The organism is Streptomyces sp. TN58, from assembly GCF_001941845.1.
In the GTDB taxonomy this organism is placed as follows: Bacteria; Actinomycetota; Actinomycetes; order Streptomycetales; family Streptomycetaceae; genus Streptomyces.
Map to the genome: position 1 here is coordinate 5,725,099 of NZ_CP018870.1, position 17,189 is coordinate 5,742,287.

The 17,189-nt window shown below is 68.4% G+C and carries 11 protein-coding genes; 7 read left to right on the forward strand and 4 right to left on the reverse strand.

Features of this window, described 5'->3' with window-relative positions:
* Window positions 1-77: 77 nt before the first annotated feature.
* Genes BSL84_RS26015 through BSL84_RS26025 form a run of 3 tightly spaced genes read left to right on the forward strand, consistent with a single transcriptional unit; the run spans window position 78 to window position 5,352 of the window.
* Complete coding sequence (locus BSL84_RS26015) at window positions 78-1,940, forward strand: DUF4357 domain-containing protein (protein WP_075971235.1); 1,863 nt, start codon at window positions 78-80, stop codon at window positions 1,938-1,940.
* Window positions 1,937-3,151 (forward strand): McrC family protein, encoded by a 1,215-nt coding sequence (locus BSL84_RS26020; RefSeq protein ID WP_075971236.1) that lies wholly within the window; start codon window positions 1,937-1,939, stop codon window positions 3,149-3,151. Before BSL84_RS26015 ends, BSL84_RS26020 begins: the two co-directional genes overlap by 4 nt.
* Window positions 3,152-3,195: 44 nt before the next feature.
* Window positions 3,196-5,352, forward strand: coding sequence for a UvrD-helicase domain-containing protein (locus tag BSL84_RS26025; protein WP_075971237.1), 2,157 nt, complete (start codon window positions 3,196-3,198; stop codon window positions 5,350-5,352).
* 12 nt (window positions 5,353-5,364) lie between these two features.
* Here BSL84_RS26025 and BSL84_RS26030 read toward each other — a convergent pair whose 3' ends face one another.
* The 4 genes from BSL84_RS26030 to BSL84_RS26050 form a co-directional block, all read right to left on the reverse strand.
* Window positions 5,365-7,026: an N-6 DNA methylase gene (locus BSL84_RS26030; protein WP_075971238.1), complete on the reverse strand. Its 1,662-nt coding sequence runs from the start codon at window positions 7,024-7,026 to the stop codon at window positions 5,365-5,367.
* 115 nt (window positions 7,027-7,141) lie between these two features.
* Complete coding sequence (locus BSL84_RS26035; RefSeq protein ID WP_075971239.1) at window positions 7,142-7,555, reverse strand: PIN domain-containing protein; 414 nt, start codon at window positions 7,553-7,555, stop codon at window positions 7,142-7,144.
* Complete coding sequence (locus tag BSL84_RS26040) at window positions 7,552-7,815, reverse strand: CopG family transcriptional regulator (protein WP_075971240.1); 264 nt, start codon at window positions 7,813-7,815, stop codon at window positions 7,552-7,554. The genes BSL84_RS26035 and BSL84_RS26040 overlap by 4 nt, the downstream gene beginning before the upstream one ends.
* A 685-nt stretch (window positions 7,816-8,500) precedes the next feature.
* Entirely contained in the window at window positions 8,501-10,030 is a 1,530-nt protein-coding gene (locus tag BSL84_RS26050) for a helix-turn-helix domain-containing protein (protein ID WP_030036415.1), read from the reverse strand.
* A 769-nt stretch (window positions 10,031-10,799) separates the two neighbouring features.
* Here BSL84_RS26050 and acnA point away from each other — a divergent pair.
* The 4 genes from acnA (at window position 10,800) to BSL84_RS26070 (ending at window position 17,189) form a co-directional block, all read left to right on the forward strand.
* The gene (acnA, locus tag BSL84_RS26055; protein ID WP_075971242.1) at window positions 10,800-13,514 is read left to right on the forward strand and encodes an aconitate hydratase AcnA; all 2,715 of its coding nucleotides are present in this window, start codon (window positions 10,800-10,802) and stop codon (window positions 13,512-13,514) included.
* Between the two features lie 323 nt (window positions 13,515-13,837).
* Complete coding sequence (gene ngcE, locus BSL84_RS26060) at window positions 13,838-15,262, forward strand: N-acetylglucosamine/diacetylchitobiose ABC transporter substrate-binding protein (protein ID WP_075971243.1); 1,425 nt, start codon at window positions 13,838-13,840, stop codon at window positions 15,260-15,262.
* 42 nt (window positions 15,263-15,304) lie between these two features.
* Window positions 15,305-16,249, forward strand: coding sequence for a carbohydrate ABC transporter permease (locus tag BSL84_RS26065; RefSeq protein ID WP_075971244.1), 945 nt, complete (start codon window positions 15,305-15,307; stop codon window positions 16,247-16,249).
* A 13-nt stretch (window positions 16,250-16,262) separates the two neighbouring features.
* Window positions 16,263-17,189 (forward strand): carbohydrate ABC transporter permease, encoded by a 927-nt coding sequence (locus BSL84_RS26070; protein WP_075971245.1) that lies wholly within the window; start codon window positions 16,263-16,265, stop codon window positions 17,187-17,189.

Here is a 17,189-nt window from a genome sequence, read left to right on the forward strand (position 1 = left end):
ACCGACCTTCGGGCATATGCCCTGCCCGTGTCCAAGGACTCACGGGAACGAGGAACGTACGTGAACCAGGAGTGTGCGTGAACGAGGACAGCGGCAACCCCGCCGAGTACCCGGAGTTCCGGCTGCGGCTGCCCGGCGGGGACGGCATCGGGCGGGCGGTCGGCGTCCTCCTCGACGCCGTCGGCACCAACGGGAGCCGCAAGTTCCTGGTCCGGGCCGGTTCGCCGGCCCGGGAGCACGTCATGCCGTCGTTCCCCAAGCACTTCAGCGGCACGTTCAAGCGGCGCGAGGAGCTGAGAGCCGCCGGAGTCCTCGCGCCGTCCGACCGCTGGCCCGGCTGGCTGGAGCTGACCGCTGACGTCGAGTGCGGATCGCCGTCCGCCGCCGCCGAGATACTCGTCGGAGCCCCGCGCAACGGCTGGGAGGAGTGGCGCACCAAGGCGGGCACACCGCTGTCCGACTTCATGGAGGGCATGCGTTCCGGGCCCAACCGGGCCTGGCTCGTGCGCGGCTCGAACGTGGCGGGCAGTGACCTCGTCCACCGCCTCTGGCTTCCCGAGGGCAGGGTCACGCTGTCGGCCTCGCGGCTGCGCCAGGGAGTGGCGCAGGGGGCGAGCAAGGAGCGGCTGAGAGCGTTCGTCGAGGAGGACTACGGGACGACGGCGACCTACAACCAGAAGCTGGAGCTCGTCGACGAGCTGTACGCGTTCCTCTCCTGGATGAAGCCGGGCGACACGGTGTGCGGCATCTCCGGGGGCCGCCTGTACGTGGGTGAGATCACCGGAACGGTCGAGCAGACCGCCTCCGAAGGCGGCCGCTCCAACCTGCGCCGCCCCGTCGACTGGCAGAGCAGCGGGTACGCCTACGACGAGCTTCCCGAGGAACTCCAACAGAAGCTCTCGGCGCAGCACGACGTCGTCGACCTCACCTCCGTGCAGGCCCTCATCGACGGACTCGGCCGTACCGACGAGGAGCTCGCCGACGAGGCCGTGTCCCGGGAACGCGACCCGAGCGAGACCGTCCCGGCCCTCGCGGCCCGGCGTGAGCTGGAGCTTCCCGAGCCGGGCCAGGCCCTCGCCGACGAACTGCTCGTCCACGACGTGGAGTGGCTGCGCGAGGTGAAGGACCTCCTCTGGGACGAACGGCAGCTGGTGCTGTACGGACCGCCGGGCACGGGCAAGACCCACCTGGCCCTCAAACTCGCCGAGTTCCTCGGAGGCGGGCCCGAACGGGTCAAGCTGGTGCAGTTCCATCCGTCGTACGCGTACGAGGACTTCTTCGAAGGCTTCCGGCCGAAGGAGGACCCCGACACCCGGGAGGTCGCCTTCCGGCTGACGGCGGGCCCGCTGCGGGAGCTCGCCGACCTCGCCTCCCGTGAAGGAAACCGCCACATCCCGCACTTCCTGATCATCGACGAGATCAACCGTGCGAATCTGGCCAAGGTCTTCGGAGAGCTCTACTTCCTCCTGGAGTACCGGAACAAGTCGGTCCGCCTGACTTACTCGGGCGACGACTTCGCCCTCCCGTCCAATCTCTTCGTCATCGGCACGATGAACACCGCCGACCGCTCCATCGCCCTTGTCGACGCGGCCATGCGACGGCGCTTCGCCTTCGTGGAGCTCTCGCCGCGTACCGAGCCCACCCAGGGGCTGCTGCGCCGCTGGCTCGCCGCCCAGGACCGCGGCCCCGAGCCGGCGGACCTGCTGGACGCGCTCAACTCCCGCATCGACGAACCCGATTTCCGTATCGGCCCCTCGTACCTGATGAAGAAGGCGGTTTACCGGGAAGGCGGCCTCGACCGCACCTGGCGCACCAAGATCCTTCCACTCCTGGAGGAGCATCACTACGGAGAGGGAATCGACATCGCCAAGACCTACGGTCTCGAAGCCCTTCGCGCGAGCATCGCACCGGCTGCCGGCCCGGGTGAGCCCGACGCGTGACCGGCATCGAGCTCGTCGAACACGCCCCGCACACCACCCATGACCTGCCGGCGGCCATCGGCCGGGCACTCGCCGCCTCCCGGATCGTGGACGCGGCGCCCGACCCGTACCGGACCGGGGGATGGCGGCTGCGCGCGGGGAGCAAGGTCGGAGCCTTCGTGGTCAGGGCCCCGGGGGAGGACCCCGTCACCCTGAGGATCACCCCGAAGGTACCGATCGCCCATCTGTTCTTCCTCCTGGGGTACGCCCTGAACCCGCGGATCCACCAAGAGGGCACGGTGGAGGTGTCGGCGCACACGGAACTGGTCCCCTTCTTCGCCCAGACCTACGAGAGGGCGCAGGAGCGAGCCCTGAGGCAAGGAGTGCTGCAGGGGTACCGGCACACGGAAGAGGCGTCCCCTGTCCTTCGCGGTCGGCTCAGGGAGACCGAGCAGGTGCGCCGTCACCACGGACGGCTGTTTCCCCTGGAAGTGGCCTATGACGAGTACACCACCGACATACCCGAGAACCGGCTGCTGCGGGCGGCGACCGAGCGGCTGCTGAGCCTGCCCCGCGTCCCGGCCGGAGTACGGCGGTCCCTCCAGCACCAACGGGCCCGGCTCATCGACGCCCAGCCCCTGCTGCGCGGCGCCGCTCCGCCCCGGTGGCGGCCGAGCCGCCTGAACCTCCGCTACCAGCCCGCGCTGCGGCTGGCGGAGACCGTCCTGCGCAGCGAGTCGCCCGAGCACCTGCCGGGTGACGTCACCGTCGACGGATTCCTGCTCGACATGAACAAACTCTTCGAGGACTTCGTCTGCGTAGCCCTGCGTGAGGCCCTCGCCGCGTATGGCGGACACTGCGCGCTCCAGGCCAAGGGAGTGCATCTCGACGCGGACGGGACCATCCGTATGAGGCCGGATCTCCTCCGGTACGGGGACGACGGCCGCCCGCTGAACGTGGCCGACGCCAAGTACAAGGCGCGGAAGCCCGACGGTTTTCCCGACGCCGACCTCTACCAGATGCTCGCCTACTGCACGGCGCTGGGTCTTCCCGAGGGGCATCTGATCTACGCCAGGGGCGGCGCGCTTCACGCTTCCCACCGTGTCCGGAACGCGGGGATCGTCATCCACCAGCACGTCCTGGACCTGGAAGGGGCGCCGACGGAACTGCTCGGGACGGTCCGGGACCTTGCCCGCCTGATGGCCGAGGGCGCGGGACTCGCATCCCCCTAAGATCGTTTCGGCCGCGCCGCACGCCACGAGGTAAGGAGCCCACCGTGCCCCAGCTCGCCTTCGCGAACAGCTTCTGGGAGAGCTACGACGTGCTGGAGAAGCCCGTCAAAGCCGGAGTGCGCAAGGCGATGGCCAAGTTCCAGCAGCTCACCGTCGCGGAACTGCACGCCGACAAGGGGCTTCACCTGGAGTCGGTGGACAAGGCGCGCGATCCACGGATGAGGACCATCCGGATCAACGACTTCTGGCGCGGAGTGGTCCTCGCCCCGAACGACGGCAGCGACGTCTTCCTCCTCATCAACGTCGTGCCGCACGACGACGCCTACAGCTGGGCGGCCAAGCGGCTCTACACGGTCAACACCGCCACCCGCGGCCTGGAGGTCCGCAACGTCGTCGCCATCGAGCAGCTGACGCCAGTCCTGGAGAAGGCGGCGGCAGTGGCCCCCACTCTGCTTTTCGCCTCCCATTCGGACACCGTGCTGCGGGAACTCGGCATCGACGCGCAGGTGTTGCGGGCGGTGCGCACCATCACGGACCAGGCCCAGCTGGACGCGTTCGGCACTCTGCTTCCCGAGGACCAGTTCGAAGTCCTCCAGTTCCTCGCGGAGGGTTTCAGCCCGGAAGAGGTCTACCGTGACGTCGTCACCGCACGGCGGCCCGCCGACGCTCCTGAAGACCCCGCGGACGACCTCGTGTCGGCGATCCTCCATACCAGAAGCCGCATCACGCTCGTGACCGGGCCGGACGAGCTGGCCGAGATCCTGGAGAAGCCCTTCGCCGCCTGGCGGGTCTTCCTCCACCCCTCCCAGCGGCGCGTCGCTTATCGTGTGTCCTACGGCGGGCCGGCCCAAGTGACCGGAGGCCCGGGCACGGGCAAGACCGTTGTCGCCCTGCATCGTGTCAAACACCTGCTGTCCCGCTCCGAGGACAGCCGGGTCCTGTTCACCACGTACACCAACGCGCTCGCGGTGAGCCTGCGTGAGAACCTCGCGCAGCTGCTCGACGGCGATGAGGCGCAGCTTCGCAGGGTCGACGTGACGACGGTGAACGCCTACGCGCACCGAGCCCTTCAGACAGCCGACGGTCGGACGCCGTCCCTTGTCGGAGACCGTGAGGAGCGGCAGATCTGGCAGCGGGTCGGCAAACGCCTCGGCCTTCCGTGGCCGGAGCAGTTCCTCGCCCAGGAATATCGCCACGTCGTACTCGCCCAGGACATCGGCACGCTCGACGCCTACCGGGGCGCGGCGCGCAGAGGACGCGGCTCGGCGCTGCCCGTAGCCCAGCGAGAGCGGGTCTGGGAGGCGATCGAGCTCTTCCGGGCCGAACTCTCCGCCCGAGGCGGCCGCACCCACCTCGAAGTCTGCGCCGAGGCGGCACGGCTACTGGCGGCGCGACAAGCCTCGGACGGTCATGACTACCACCACGTGGTCGTCGACGAGGCGCAGGACCTGCATCCGGCCCAGTGGCGCGTACTGAGGGCCGCTGTACGGCGCGGACCCGATGACCTCTTCATCACCGGTGACCCCCATCAGCGGATCTACGACTCCCGGGTCAGCCTGAGTTCACTGGGGATCGGGGTGACAGGCCGGAGCAGTCGGCTGAGGGTCAACTACCGCAGCACGGAGGAGATCCTGAGCTGGTCCACCGGCATCCTGAACGATGTGGCTGTCGAGGATCTCGGCGGGGACGGTGTGGACACCCTCCTCGGCTACCGTTCCCTCCTCCGTGGAGGCCGGCCTCATGTCATAGGACACGCCACCGAACAGGCTGAGGCGGACGCGATCGTCGAGCGGATTGAGGAGTGGATCGGCCAGGGCATGCGTCCCGAGGAGATCGGGGTGTGTGCCCGGTTCCACCTGCTCCTGGACAAGGTGTACGACAGGCTCGCGGCTCGGGGCATTCCCGTGGTCCGGGTCAAGGAGGCGCCGAGGGCGGGAGCGGCAGGAGTGCGCCTTGCGACGATGCACGCGATGAAAGGGCTGGAGTTCCGGGGCGTCGGTGTACTTGGCGTCTCCGACGGCGCGCTTCCCTTCGCCCGCGAGGTCACCGCGGCGGCGACGGACAGACTGCAGCACGAGGCTGATCTGCTGCGCGAGCGGTGCCTGTTGTTCGTTGCCTGCACACGGGCCCGAGAAGCGCTGCACGTGTCCTGGAGCGGAAAGCCCAGCCCGTTCGTTCCCCTGGCCGCCGAACTCACCTGACCGGTCGGCCTGTCACTCGCCCCAGTCGCCCGCATGGGGGACGAGGGCGCCGTTGGTCAGTCCGTCCCTGGCCAGAGAGGCCGCCCTCTGCCCCAATTCCGCCAGCTTCGTCATGCGCTCCTCGAACTCCTGGAGTGTGCGGAAGACCGCTCCGTAGCGACGCTGGTCGGCGACCGCCATCTGCGGGATGCGTGCCGCTCGCGCGTCCACACGATGCGTACCGCTGGCGCTGGTCGAGCGACGGACATTTGACACGCTCTGAAGAAAGCCGCGCAGGTAGTCCGTATCGAGTTGAGGACTCGTCGAATGGGGGCCGCCGGTATCCGTCTCGATCAGACCCGCCCGGGACAGTTCAGCGAGGCTGACCGTGGCCGTGTCCAGAGAGTCCTCTCCTGCCCCCTCTCGTAGAGCGGGCAGGAGGGCACCCAGCGCATGGAGTTGCTGCTCGATCTGTTCGCGCAGGGACTGGTACTCCGCTCGGAAGTCATGGGTGGAACGGTGGACGTGATGGCCCGGAGTGAGATCGACGGTCTCGTCGAGAAGGTCGATGAGGGGGACGTCGACGACCTGGTCACCCGTGGGTTCCAGTGGTCCGTCCGGCTCGTTGCCCGTCAGGTCGATCATGCGCACGTGCGACGGAGTCGCATCGTCCGGCTTCGGGCGGCGGAGGATCCAGAGCAGTACGGGGACGGAGTGCGAGGAGGCGACTCCGCCAGGCAGTGCGACGACCTGGACGAGGATTCCCCGCCGCACGAGCTCTGCCCGGATCCGGCGCCCCGCCTTGCGGTAGGCCGTGGAGGCCGGCATGACGATCACCGTGCGACCCCCGGGGGCGGTGTGGGCGTAGCAGTGTTGGAGCCAGGCCAGTTCCCCCTCGGCCTTGGAGGGCGTACCGAGCTCCCAACGCGCGTCGAGGAGCAGTTCCTCACGCCCCCAGTCGGGGCCGGAGACAGGCGGCTCGCAGACGACGAGATCGGCGCGGAGCGAGGGCCAGGCATCCGCCCGCAGCGAGTCACCCGCTTGGATCACCGCATCGGTTCGGCCGGTCAAATCGGCTCGAAGGCCGGCGAACCGTGCTGCTGCGGGGTCGATCTCCTGCCCGCGAACGACCGTACCGTCGGCGTCGCCCACGGCCATGAGAAGGACCCCGATACCGCAGGCTGGGTCGAAGACGGTGGCGCCGTCGGTGGCCCGGCCCGCGAAGTGGACAACCGCCCGGGTGATCCGTGCGGAGGACACCTGGTCAGAGCCGCTGCGGCGGGCCGAGTCCTGGAAGCGCTCGACAAGTCCGTCGACTGCGTCGGCCGCGGGGGCGTTCTTTGCCAACGAGGTGACGATCGCGGCTGCCGTGGAGTCGAGGCCGGACGGATTTCCCGTCGAGAGGAACTCGGCGACCGAAGCCAGACCGCCGATCATGTCATCGCTGAACGACGCACGGAGCGCCTGCCAGAGCCGGACCTCGTCGGAGACGTCGTGGCTCTTCCGCTGGGTTGCCAGCCATGTCCGTACGTCGGCAAGGGAGAACAGCGGCGTGCCCGGACTGCCTCCCGCCGGGGCGGGGAAGTCCTTGTGGCGACGCCTCCAGTTCGACACAGCCGCTCGCGTGACGCCCGCGATGCGTGCGATCTCGGCCCCGGTGATCAAAGGGTCTGCTGCACCCGCTTCATCCCTCATGAGTCAACCGTACACGCCGCTACAGACGCGAGTTAGATAGTGAGCGTTGACGACGTCAACGTATCTTGAGGGGAGTCATCTTCTTCCCCTACGGAGAGGGCGAGCGAGGGATCGGTCAGACCTTGATCACGGTGACGCGTCCACCGCACAGGGCGATGAGGTCCTCGGGGTCGGAGGTGAGGATCGTGGTCGGTCCCGGAGCCGCCAGGGCGGTGGCGGCGAGCATGGCGTCGATGGCGTACTTGTGGCCGTGCAGGCCGGCGTCGGCGAGGAGGGCGGCGGCGTGGCGGGCGATCGGTTCGGTGATCGGCTCCACGACGAGACGGGAGAGCGTCCACTCCAGGGCCGGGCGGTTGATGCGGGGGTGGACCACCTCGACGAGGGTGGCCGCCGAGGTGATCACGCGCAGGTCGTCGGCGCGGGCCAGAGCGAGCCAAGTGGTGACCGTTCTGTCGCGCAGGACCGCCTTCGCCAGCCCTTCGCTGTCGAGGACGAGGGCGCCGCCGGGAACCGCGGGGGAGCGGGTCACGCTGCGCTCGCCCCATGCTGGTTCTGCTCGCGACGGGCTTCGGCGAGCTGGTCGCGCAGTGACTGGATCTCGTTGTCAGTGACGGGACCGTGTTCGGCCTCGGCGACGGTGATGAGTTCGTTGAGGTTGTCGCGTTCGATCTGGCGGGCGACGGCGGCGGCCACATAGGCGGACAGGCCGGAGGGGCCGCTGCGGGCCTTGGCGGCTTCGGCGATGTCGCGCGGCATGGTGATCGAGTACTTTCCGGTGGGCTCGCTCATGCTACTTATCCTACCCTTCATCCTCCCGGTAGGGCTTTCTTGTCTGTCACTGGGACCGCAGGCGGCACGTTGAGCTGGAGGGAGGTGGTGGACGCCATGCGGAGTTCGGCAGGTCAGGTGCGAAATGCACTCGGACGGCGTGGGCCGAGGTGGTGAAGCCCCGGCGGGGGTCGGCGGCCGACGATGGGGTGCATGTCAGGGCTCTGGCCGACGAGCTCGGGGCCTTGTTGGTCCGGGCCGCCAGGGAAGCCGCCGCTGACGGCTTCGGCCGGAGTCATGACCCCGCCACTCACGCCTCGGACAGCGCAGCCCGATCCCTGGGAGACGGCGTCCGGAACGACATCAGCCACGCTGGCGCCGGCCGCATAACTCGTGTCCAGGACGCAGGGTCAAGGCCCACCCGTGCCTGCCCCCGCCAGGACTCCCTCGGCCCGCGCCTGTTCGGTGAGGACAGTGCCGTCAAGTCCACGCCCGCCTGGAAGACGGGCGACACGACCGACTGATCCGACCACGCTGTCCGACGGCCAGGCATCCACGCCCATGCCCCGCCCCGGTTACGCTGTTCGCGGGCGTGTACGGCGTGGGCGTAAAGTCCCAGAGAAATCCCAGAAAGCGTGCCTCGCCTCCTGATGGTGCGCATTGACGCAGGTCAGAGAGGTTTCGTTAGCCATTACCTGACGATCTTTCAGATGTCCCGGAAGATCTCGATCTGGGCGCCCACCGAGTTGAGGCGTTCGGCCAGTTCCTCGTAGCCGCGGTTGATCACGTAGACGTTGCGCAGCACCGACGTGCCCTCGGCCGCCATCATCGCCAGGAGGACGACCACCGCCGGGCGGAGGGCCGGCGGGCACATCATCTCCGCCGCGCGCCAGCGGGTCGGGCCCTCGACCAGGACGCGGTGGGGGTCCAGCAGCTGGAGGCGGCCGCCCAGGCGGTTGAGGTCGGTCAGGTAGATGGCACGGTTGTCGTACACCCAGTCGTGGATCAGGGTCTGGCCCTGGGCGACGGCCGCGATGGCCGCGAAGAAGGGGACGTTGTCGATGTTCAGCCCGGGGAAGGGCATCGGGTGGATCTTGTCGATCGGCGCCTCCAGCTTGGAGGGGCGGACCGTGAGGTCGACCAGGCGGGTGCGGCCGTTGTCCGCCGTGTACTCCGCCGAGCGGTCGTGGTCGAGGCCCATCTCCTCCAGGACCGCGAGCTCGATCTCCATGAACTCGATCGGCACCCGGCGGATCGTCAGCTCCGACTCCGTGACGACCGCGGCGGCGAGCAGGCTCATCGCCTCGACCGGGTCCTCCGAGGGGGAGTAGTCCACGTCCACGTCGATGTTCGGGACGCCGTGCACGGTGAGGGTGGTGGTGCCGACGCCCTCGACCTTGACGCCCAGCGCCTCCAGGAAGAAGCACAGGTCCTGGACCATGTAGTTCGAGGAGGCGTTGCGGATGACGGTGACGCCGTCGTGCCGGGCGGCCGCCAGCAGCGCGTTCTCGGTGACCGTGTCCCCGCGCTCGGTCAGGACGATCGGGCGGTCGGGGGCGACGCCGGCCGCGACCTTCGCGTGGTAGATGCCCTCGGTCGCGGTGATGTCCAGGCCGAAGCGGCGCAGGGCGATCATGTGCGGCTCGATGGTGCGGGTGCCGAGGTCGCAGCCACCCGCGTACGGCAGGCGGAAGGTCTCCATCCGGTGCAGCAGCGGGCCCAGGAACATGATGATGCTCCGGGTCCGGCGGGCCGCGTCCGCGTCCATGGCCTCCATGTCGAGGCGGGCCGGCGGTACCAGCTCCAGGTCCACGCCGTCGTTGATCCAGCGGCTGCGGACGCCGATGGAGTTCAGGACCTCCAGCAGTCGGTAGACCTCCTCGATGCGGGCCACCCGTCGAAGTACCGTACGGCCCTTGTTGAGGAGCGAGGCGCAGAGCAGGGCGACGCACGCGTTCTTGCTCGTCTTGACGTCGATGGCGCCGGAGAGCCGGCGGCCGCCGACTACGCGCAGGTGCATCGGGCCCGCGTAGCCCAGGGAGACGATCTCGCTGTCGAGAGCTTCACCGATTCGGGCGATCATCTCAAGGCTGATGTTCTGGTTGCCGCGCTCGATCCGGTTCACTGCGCTCTGGCTGGTGCCGAGGGCGTCGGCGAGCTGACTCTGTGTCCAGCCCCGGTGCTGACGGGCGTCACGGATGAGCTTGCCGATGCGTACGAGGTAGTCGTCTGCCATGGGGGCACCGTATCTCAGATATGAGATGACTCCCGCGCCGGGTGTGGCAGTCGGGTGTGTCGGACGGCGTGTCGGGGCGTGTCGTCGCGCCCTCCCGGGTGTTACCGACCGTCAGATCCCGTGGCGGGGCTGCCGTACGCGTGGTGCTCGACCGGTTCGCGTTCGGCGAGTTCGGTGAGGACGGGACCAGGCCCCTGCCGTGATGCCGATGCGGTCGTGCATGCGGCCCGGCCCGCCAGCCCCGACTTCTCCGCGGCAACCACGGCCTGCGTAGTGCCATTTATGGGCATCTGTCCGCTGCGACGCCCCGGCCGCCCCGCGCTGCGCGCGCCTGGGGGACTGCCCTTGGACGGTCCCGGGGGCCCGGCCGGGGCGGCGCTCCCCTCCGGCGCCGCCCCTCCGGACGGCCGGCGCCCTTCTCGTCGCGCCCCTCGCCCCCCGAGGGCTGGACGCGGACGCACCCTTGCAGAAGATCCGAACACGTTCAACGCCGGGCGATATCCCGCCGTTCCCCGGTACCCCGGAGGCGGATCAGGGCGCGCCGCGGCGCCCTCCCGGCCTGCCGCGCCTCCGGGCGCGCGTGTGTGCCTCGTCGCCGCGCCCGGACATGTACTAGAGTTATCTCGACATCGAGATATCTGCCGAAGGCGTACCGCAGCCGCCCCCGCTGATAAGGGTTACCTAACTTAGCCTGACCTTAGCGGATTGGCCAAGGGGCGTGGCGGCAGGATGCGGTAAACGCGCGAATTCATGCATGAAGGAGACTGTCGTGTCGGCGAACAGCTTCGACGCCCGCAGCACGCTGCAGGTGGGCGACGAGTCGTACGAGATCTTCCGGCTGGACAAGGTCGAGGGCTCCGCCCGTCTGCCCTACAGCCTGAAGGTGCTGCTGGAGAACCTGCTCCGCACCGAGGACGGCGCGAACATCACCGCCGACCACATCCGGGCGCTCGGCGGCTGGGACTCCCAGGCCCAGCCCAGCCAGGAGATCCAGTTCACGCCGGCCCGCGTGATCATGCAGGACTTCACCGGCGTCCCCTGCGTCGTGGACCTCGCCACGATGCGTGAGGCCGTGAAGGCCCTCGGCGGCGACCCGGCGAAGATCAACCCGCTCTCGCCCGCCGAGATGGTCATCGACCACTCGGTCATCGCCGACAAGTTCGGCACGAAGGACGCCTTCGCGCAGAACGTCGAGCTGGAGTACGGCCGCAACAAGGAGCGCTACCAGTTCCTGCGCTGGGGCCAGACCGCCTTCGACGACTTCAAGGTCGTCCCCCCGGGCACCGGCATCGTCCACCAGGTCAACATCGAGCACCTGGCCCGCACGGTCATGGTCCGCAATGGCCAGGCCTACCCCGACACCCTCGTCGGCACCGACTCGCACACCACCATGGTCAACGGCCTCGGCGTGCTGGGCTGGGGCGTCGGCGGCATCGAGGCCGAGGCCGCGATGCTCGGCCAGCCGGTCTCCATGCTGATCCCGCGTGTCGTCGGCTTCAAGCTGACCGGCGAGCTGCCCACCGGCACCACCGCCACCGACCTGGTGCTGACCATCACCGAGATGCTGCGCAAGCACGGTGTCGTCGGCAAGTTCGTCGAGTTCTACGGTGAGGGCGTCGCCGCCACCTCCCTCGCGAACCGCGCCACCATCGGCAACATGTCGCCGGAGTTCGGCTCCACCGCCGCGACCTTCCCGATCGACGGCGAGACCCTGAAGTACCTGCGTCTGACCGGCCGCTCCGAGCAGCAGGTCGCGCTCGTCGAGGCGTACGCCAAGGAGCAGGGCCTGTGGCTGGACCCGGCCGCCGAGCCGGACTTCTCCGAGAAGCTGGAGCTCGACCTCTCCACGGTCGTCCCCTCCATCGCCGGCCCGAAGCGCCCGCAGGACCGCATCGTCCTGGCCAACGCCGCCGAGCAGTTCGCCCTGGACGTCCGCAACTACGTCGACGAGGTCGACGAGGCGGGCAAGGAGTCCTTCCCGGCCTCCGACGCCCCGGCGATCTCCGCCGCCGCCCCGTCGAAGCCGACCCAGGTCACCCTGGCCGACGGCACCTCCTTCGAGATCGACCACGGCGCCGTCACCGTCGCCGCGATCACCTCCTGCACCAACACCTCGAACCCCTACGTCATGGTCGCCGCGGCGCTCGTGGCCAAGAAGGCGGTCGAGAAGGGCCTGACCCGCAAGCCGTGGGTCAAGACCACCCTGGCCCCCGGTTCGAAGGTCGTCACCGACTACTTCGACAAGGCCGGCCTCACCCCGTACCTCGACAAGATGGGCTTCAACCTCGTCGGGTACGGCTGCACCACCTGCATCGGCAACTCCGGTCCGCTGGACGAGGAGATCTCGAAGGCGATCAACGAGCACGACCTCGCGGTCACCTCGGTGCTCTCCGGCAACCGCAACTTCGAGGGCCGGATCAACCCCGACGTCAAGATGAACTACCTGGCCTCCCCGCCGCTGGTCGTCGCGTACGCCATCGCGGGCTCCATGAAGGTGGACATCACCAAGGACGCCATCGGCACCGACACCGAGGGCAAGCCGGTCTTCCTGAAGGACATCTGGCCCTCCGAGGCCGAGGTCAACGACGTCGTCGCCAACGCCATCGGCGAGGACATGTTCTCCAAGTCCTACAGCGACGTCTTCGCGGGCGACGCCCAGTGGCAGGCGCTGTCGATCCCGACCGGCAACACCTTCGAGTGGGACCCGCAGTCCACCTACGTCCGCAAGCCCCCTTACTTCGAGGGCATGACGATGGAGACCACCCCGGTCTCCGACATCACCGGCGCGCGCGTGCTGGCGAAGCTGGGCGACTCGGTCACCACCGACCACATCTCCCCGGCCGGTGCGATCAAGGCCGACACCCCGGCCGGCAAGTACCTCACCGAGCACGGCGTCGAGCGCCGCGACTTCAACTCGTACGGTTCCCGCCGCGGCAACCACGAGGTCATGATCCGCGGTACCTTCGCCAACATCCGCCTGCGCAACCAGATCGCGCCGGGCACCGAGGGCGGCTTCACCCGCGACTTCACCGTCGAGGGCGCGCCGGTCTCCTTCATCTACGACGCCTCGCAGAACTACCAGGCCGCCGGCATCCCGCTGGTCATCCTGGCCGGCAAGGAGTACGGCTCCGGCTCGTCCCGCGACTGGGCCGCCAAGGGCACCGCGCTGCTCGGTGTCAAGGCCGTCATCGCCGAGTCCTACGAGCGCATCCACCGCTCCAACCTGATCGGCATGGGCGTCCTGCCCCTGCAGTTCCCCGAGGGCGCCACCGCGGCCTCCCTGGGCCTCACCGGCGAGGAGACCTTCTCCTTCACCGGTGTGGAGGAGCTGAACAACGGCACCACCCCGCGCACCGTCAAGGTCACCACCGACACCGGTGTGGAGTTCGACGCGGTGGTCCGCATCGACACGCCGGGTGAGGCCGACTACTACCGCAACGGCGGCATCATGCAGTACGTCCTGCGGAACCTCATCCGCGGCTAAGGGCGCGCCAGGCGGAGCGATCCGCCGTCTGTCGGCACCATAGGGCCGTACCCCCGTCAAGGGGGTGCGGCCCTTCCGCTTTTTCGCGGTGGCGGTCTCAGGTGACGGACAGGTCTCAACTCGGAAAAGCCGGGGACGATCCTTGTGCACGATCTTGCTCAGCCGAGCGGAAGTGGACTATACCTGTGCCCCTCCGGGCTCGCTGCGTGACGAGCGGCCCCGGACCGGGGGAAGCCGGGGGGACCTGCGGTGATGCCCGCGTGCACGGCAACTGCCGCGAATTCCGGCCTCCTTCACACTCTGACGAAGGCGAGGACATGAGCATGGGATCCACTGGTGAGGGCTTCGGCCGCCGTGATCTGATCAAGCGTTCCGCGGCGCTCGGACTGATCAGCGTGCCGACGATGAGCTTCCTGTCCGCCTGCGCCTCCGGCGGGGGGGACACCACGAAGGGCCCCGACAAGGGGGTCGTGTCCAAGGAGAACCCCTTCGGCGTCGCCAAGGGCGGCAAGATGGACGTCGTCGTCTTCAAGGGCGGCTTCGGCGACGACTACGCCAAGGCCTGGGAGGCCGCCTTCGACAAGAAGTGGGGGACCACCAGCTCCCACCTCGGCACCCAGGAGATCACCGGCAAGCTCCAGACCCGCTTCAACGGCGGCAACCCCCCGGACGTCGTCGACAACTCCGGCGCCCAGCGCATCAAGCTGGACGTGCTCTTCAAGAGCAACCAGCTCGCCGACCTCACGCCCGTGCTGGACGCGCCCTCGCTGGACGACCCGACCAGGAAGGTCCGCGACACGCTCATCGCGGGGACCGTCGAACAGGGCACGCAGGGCGGCAAGTTCGTCTCCCTGAACTACGTCTACACCGTCTTCGGCTTCTGGTACTCGGGCAAGCTCTTCAAGGAGAAGGGCTGGACGCCGCCCAAGACCTGGGACGAGTTCCTCGCGGTCTGCGCGAAGGCCAAGGAGGCCGGCCTCGGCGGCCTCGCCCACCAGGGCAAGTACCCGTACTACATCAACGTCGTCATCATGGACCTGATCGCCAAGAAGGGCGGTCTGGAGGCCATGAAGGCCATCGACAACCTGGAGCCCAACGCCTTCGAGGGCAACGCCGACGCCCTCGCCGCCGTCGAGGCGGTCTACGAGGTGGTCGAGAAGGACCTGCTCCTGCCGGGCACGAACGGCCTGACCCACACCGAGTCCCAGACCGCCTGGAACCAGTACAAGGCCGCCTTCATCCCCTCCGGCTCCTGGCTGGAGAACGAGCAGCTCAAGCAGACGCCCGACGACTTCGACATGCAGTTCCTGCCGGTTCCGCTGCTCCCCGGCAGCAAGCTGCCCTTCGAGGCCATCCGGGCGGGCGCCGGCGAGCCCTTCATCGTCCCGGAGAAGGCCGCCAACAAGGCCGGCGGGCTGGAGTTCATCCGTTCGATGCTGTCGCGCGAATGGTCGACCATCTTCGCCCAGCAGGCCAACTCGCTCACCGTGGTCAAGGACGGCGTGGACCCGGGCGTGAAGCTGCGGCCCGGCACCCAGTCGGCGGTCACCGCCCTCAAGGCGGCGGGGACGAACACCTTCAACTACCTTTACATCGACTGGTACAGCGAGATGGACACGGCGATCCAGGACGCGTCCAACGAGCTGATGGCCAAGCGGATTCAGCCGAAGGAGTGGATCAGGCGCGCCCAGGCGGCGGTGAACAAGGCGGCACAGGACCCCAACGCCAAGAACAACCGTCGCAGCTGACAGCACGCCCCACCGGTCACCGGCACACCAGGGACGGACACCATGAGCCAAGTAGTCCAGGGCAGGGGAAGGACCGGCTTCATCGCCGGCTTCCTCCTCGCACCGCTCGCGCTGTATCTGACCTTCGTCATCTGGCCGTACGTACAGACGTTCGGCTACTCCTTCACCAACTGGACGGGCCAGTCTCCGACCTTCGACTTCGTCGGCGTCGACAACTACTCCGCCCTGATGAAGGACGAGGTCTTCCGCGGAGCCCTCTGGAACAACCTGCTGCTCCTGGTGTTCGTCCCCGCCGTCACCATCCTGCTCGCCCTCTTCTTCGCCTTCATGGTGAACGCGGGCGGGCGGGGCGGCGCCGGCGGCGTACAGGGCGTGGCCGGCTCCCGCCTCTACAAGGTCGTCTACTTCTTCCCGCAGGTCCTCTCCCTGGCCATCCTCGCGGTGCTCTTCGGGGCCGTGTACCGCTCCGACGAGGGCGGCCTCCTCAACGGCGCCCTCATCCGGCTCGGCCTCGTCGACCGGCTCCACCCCGTCGAATGGCTCAACGAGCCGAACCTCGTCCTGTGGTGCCTGCTCCTCGTCGTGGTCTGGCACGGCGTGGGCTTCTACCTCGTCCTGTTCTCCGCCGCCATGCAGTCCATCCCCAAGGACATCTACGAGGCGGCCCTCCTCGACGGGGCCGGCCGCGCCCAGACCTTCTTCAAGGTCACCCTGCCCCTGCTGTGGGACTCCGTACAGACCTCCGCGGTCTACCTGGGCATCGCCGCCATGGACATGTTCGTGCTGGTGTCGACCATGACCTCGGGCCAGTTCGGCGGCGGCCCCGACCACCACAGCGAGGTCATGGCCACGGTCCTGATGAGGAACTTCCTCTACTTCGGCAAGAGCGGGTACGCCTGCGCCATGGGCGTGGTCATGCTCGTCCTCACCATGATCCTTTCCGTCGTCACGCTGCGCGCCACCCGCCGCGAGCGCATCGAGTTCTGAGCGGGAGACCGTCATGACCACAGTGATCAAGGCTCCGGGCGAATCCGCGGCGGAGCGCTCCGGCGGCGCCGGCCCCGGCGCGGAACGGGGCGGCGGACGCTCCGAGGACATGGTCCTCAACGTCTTCTCCCACGGCTTCCTCGCCGTCTGGGCCGTGCTGATCGTGCTGCCGCTGATCTGGCTGGCGCTCGGCTCCTTCAAGACCGACGCGCAGATCGGCGGCTCGGCCCTCAGCTGGCCGGCCAACTGGAACTTCGACGCGTTCGGCAGGGCCTGGGACAAGGGCATCGGCGACTACTTCGCCAACACCCTCATCGTGATGGTGTTCTCCGTGCCGCTGACGATGCTCCTCGGCTCGATGGCGGCGTACGTCCTGGCCCGCTACCCCTTCCCGGGCAACCGGTTCCTCTACTACTTCTTCGTCAGCGGGGCGATGTTCCCCGTCTTCCTCGCGCTCGTGCCGCTGTTCTTCATGGTCAAGCGGTTCGACATGCTGAACACCTACCAGGGCCTCATCCTCGTCTACGTGGCGTACTCGATGCCCTTCACCGTCTTCTTCATGCACTCGTTCTTCCGCACGCTGCCGACGGCGGTGCACGAGGCGGCGGTGATCGACGGCGCCTCCGACACCCGGATCTTCTTCCAGGTGATGGTCCCCATGGCCAAGCCCGGCCTGATCAGCGTCGGGATCTTCAACGTCCTGGGCCAGTGGAACCAGTACATCCTGCCCTCGGTGCTGATGCAGCCCCAGACCGGATCGGACCCCGAGCGCTACCTGCTCACCCAGGGCCTGATCCAGCTCCAGCAGCAGCAGGGCTACGAGACCGACCTGCCCGTGCTGTTCGCCGGCGTGACCATCGCGATGATCCCGATGCTGGTGGTCTACCTCTCCTTCCAGCGGCAGATCCAGGCGGGCCTCACCTCGGCGACGCTGAAGTAG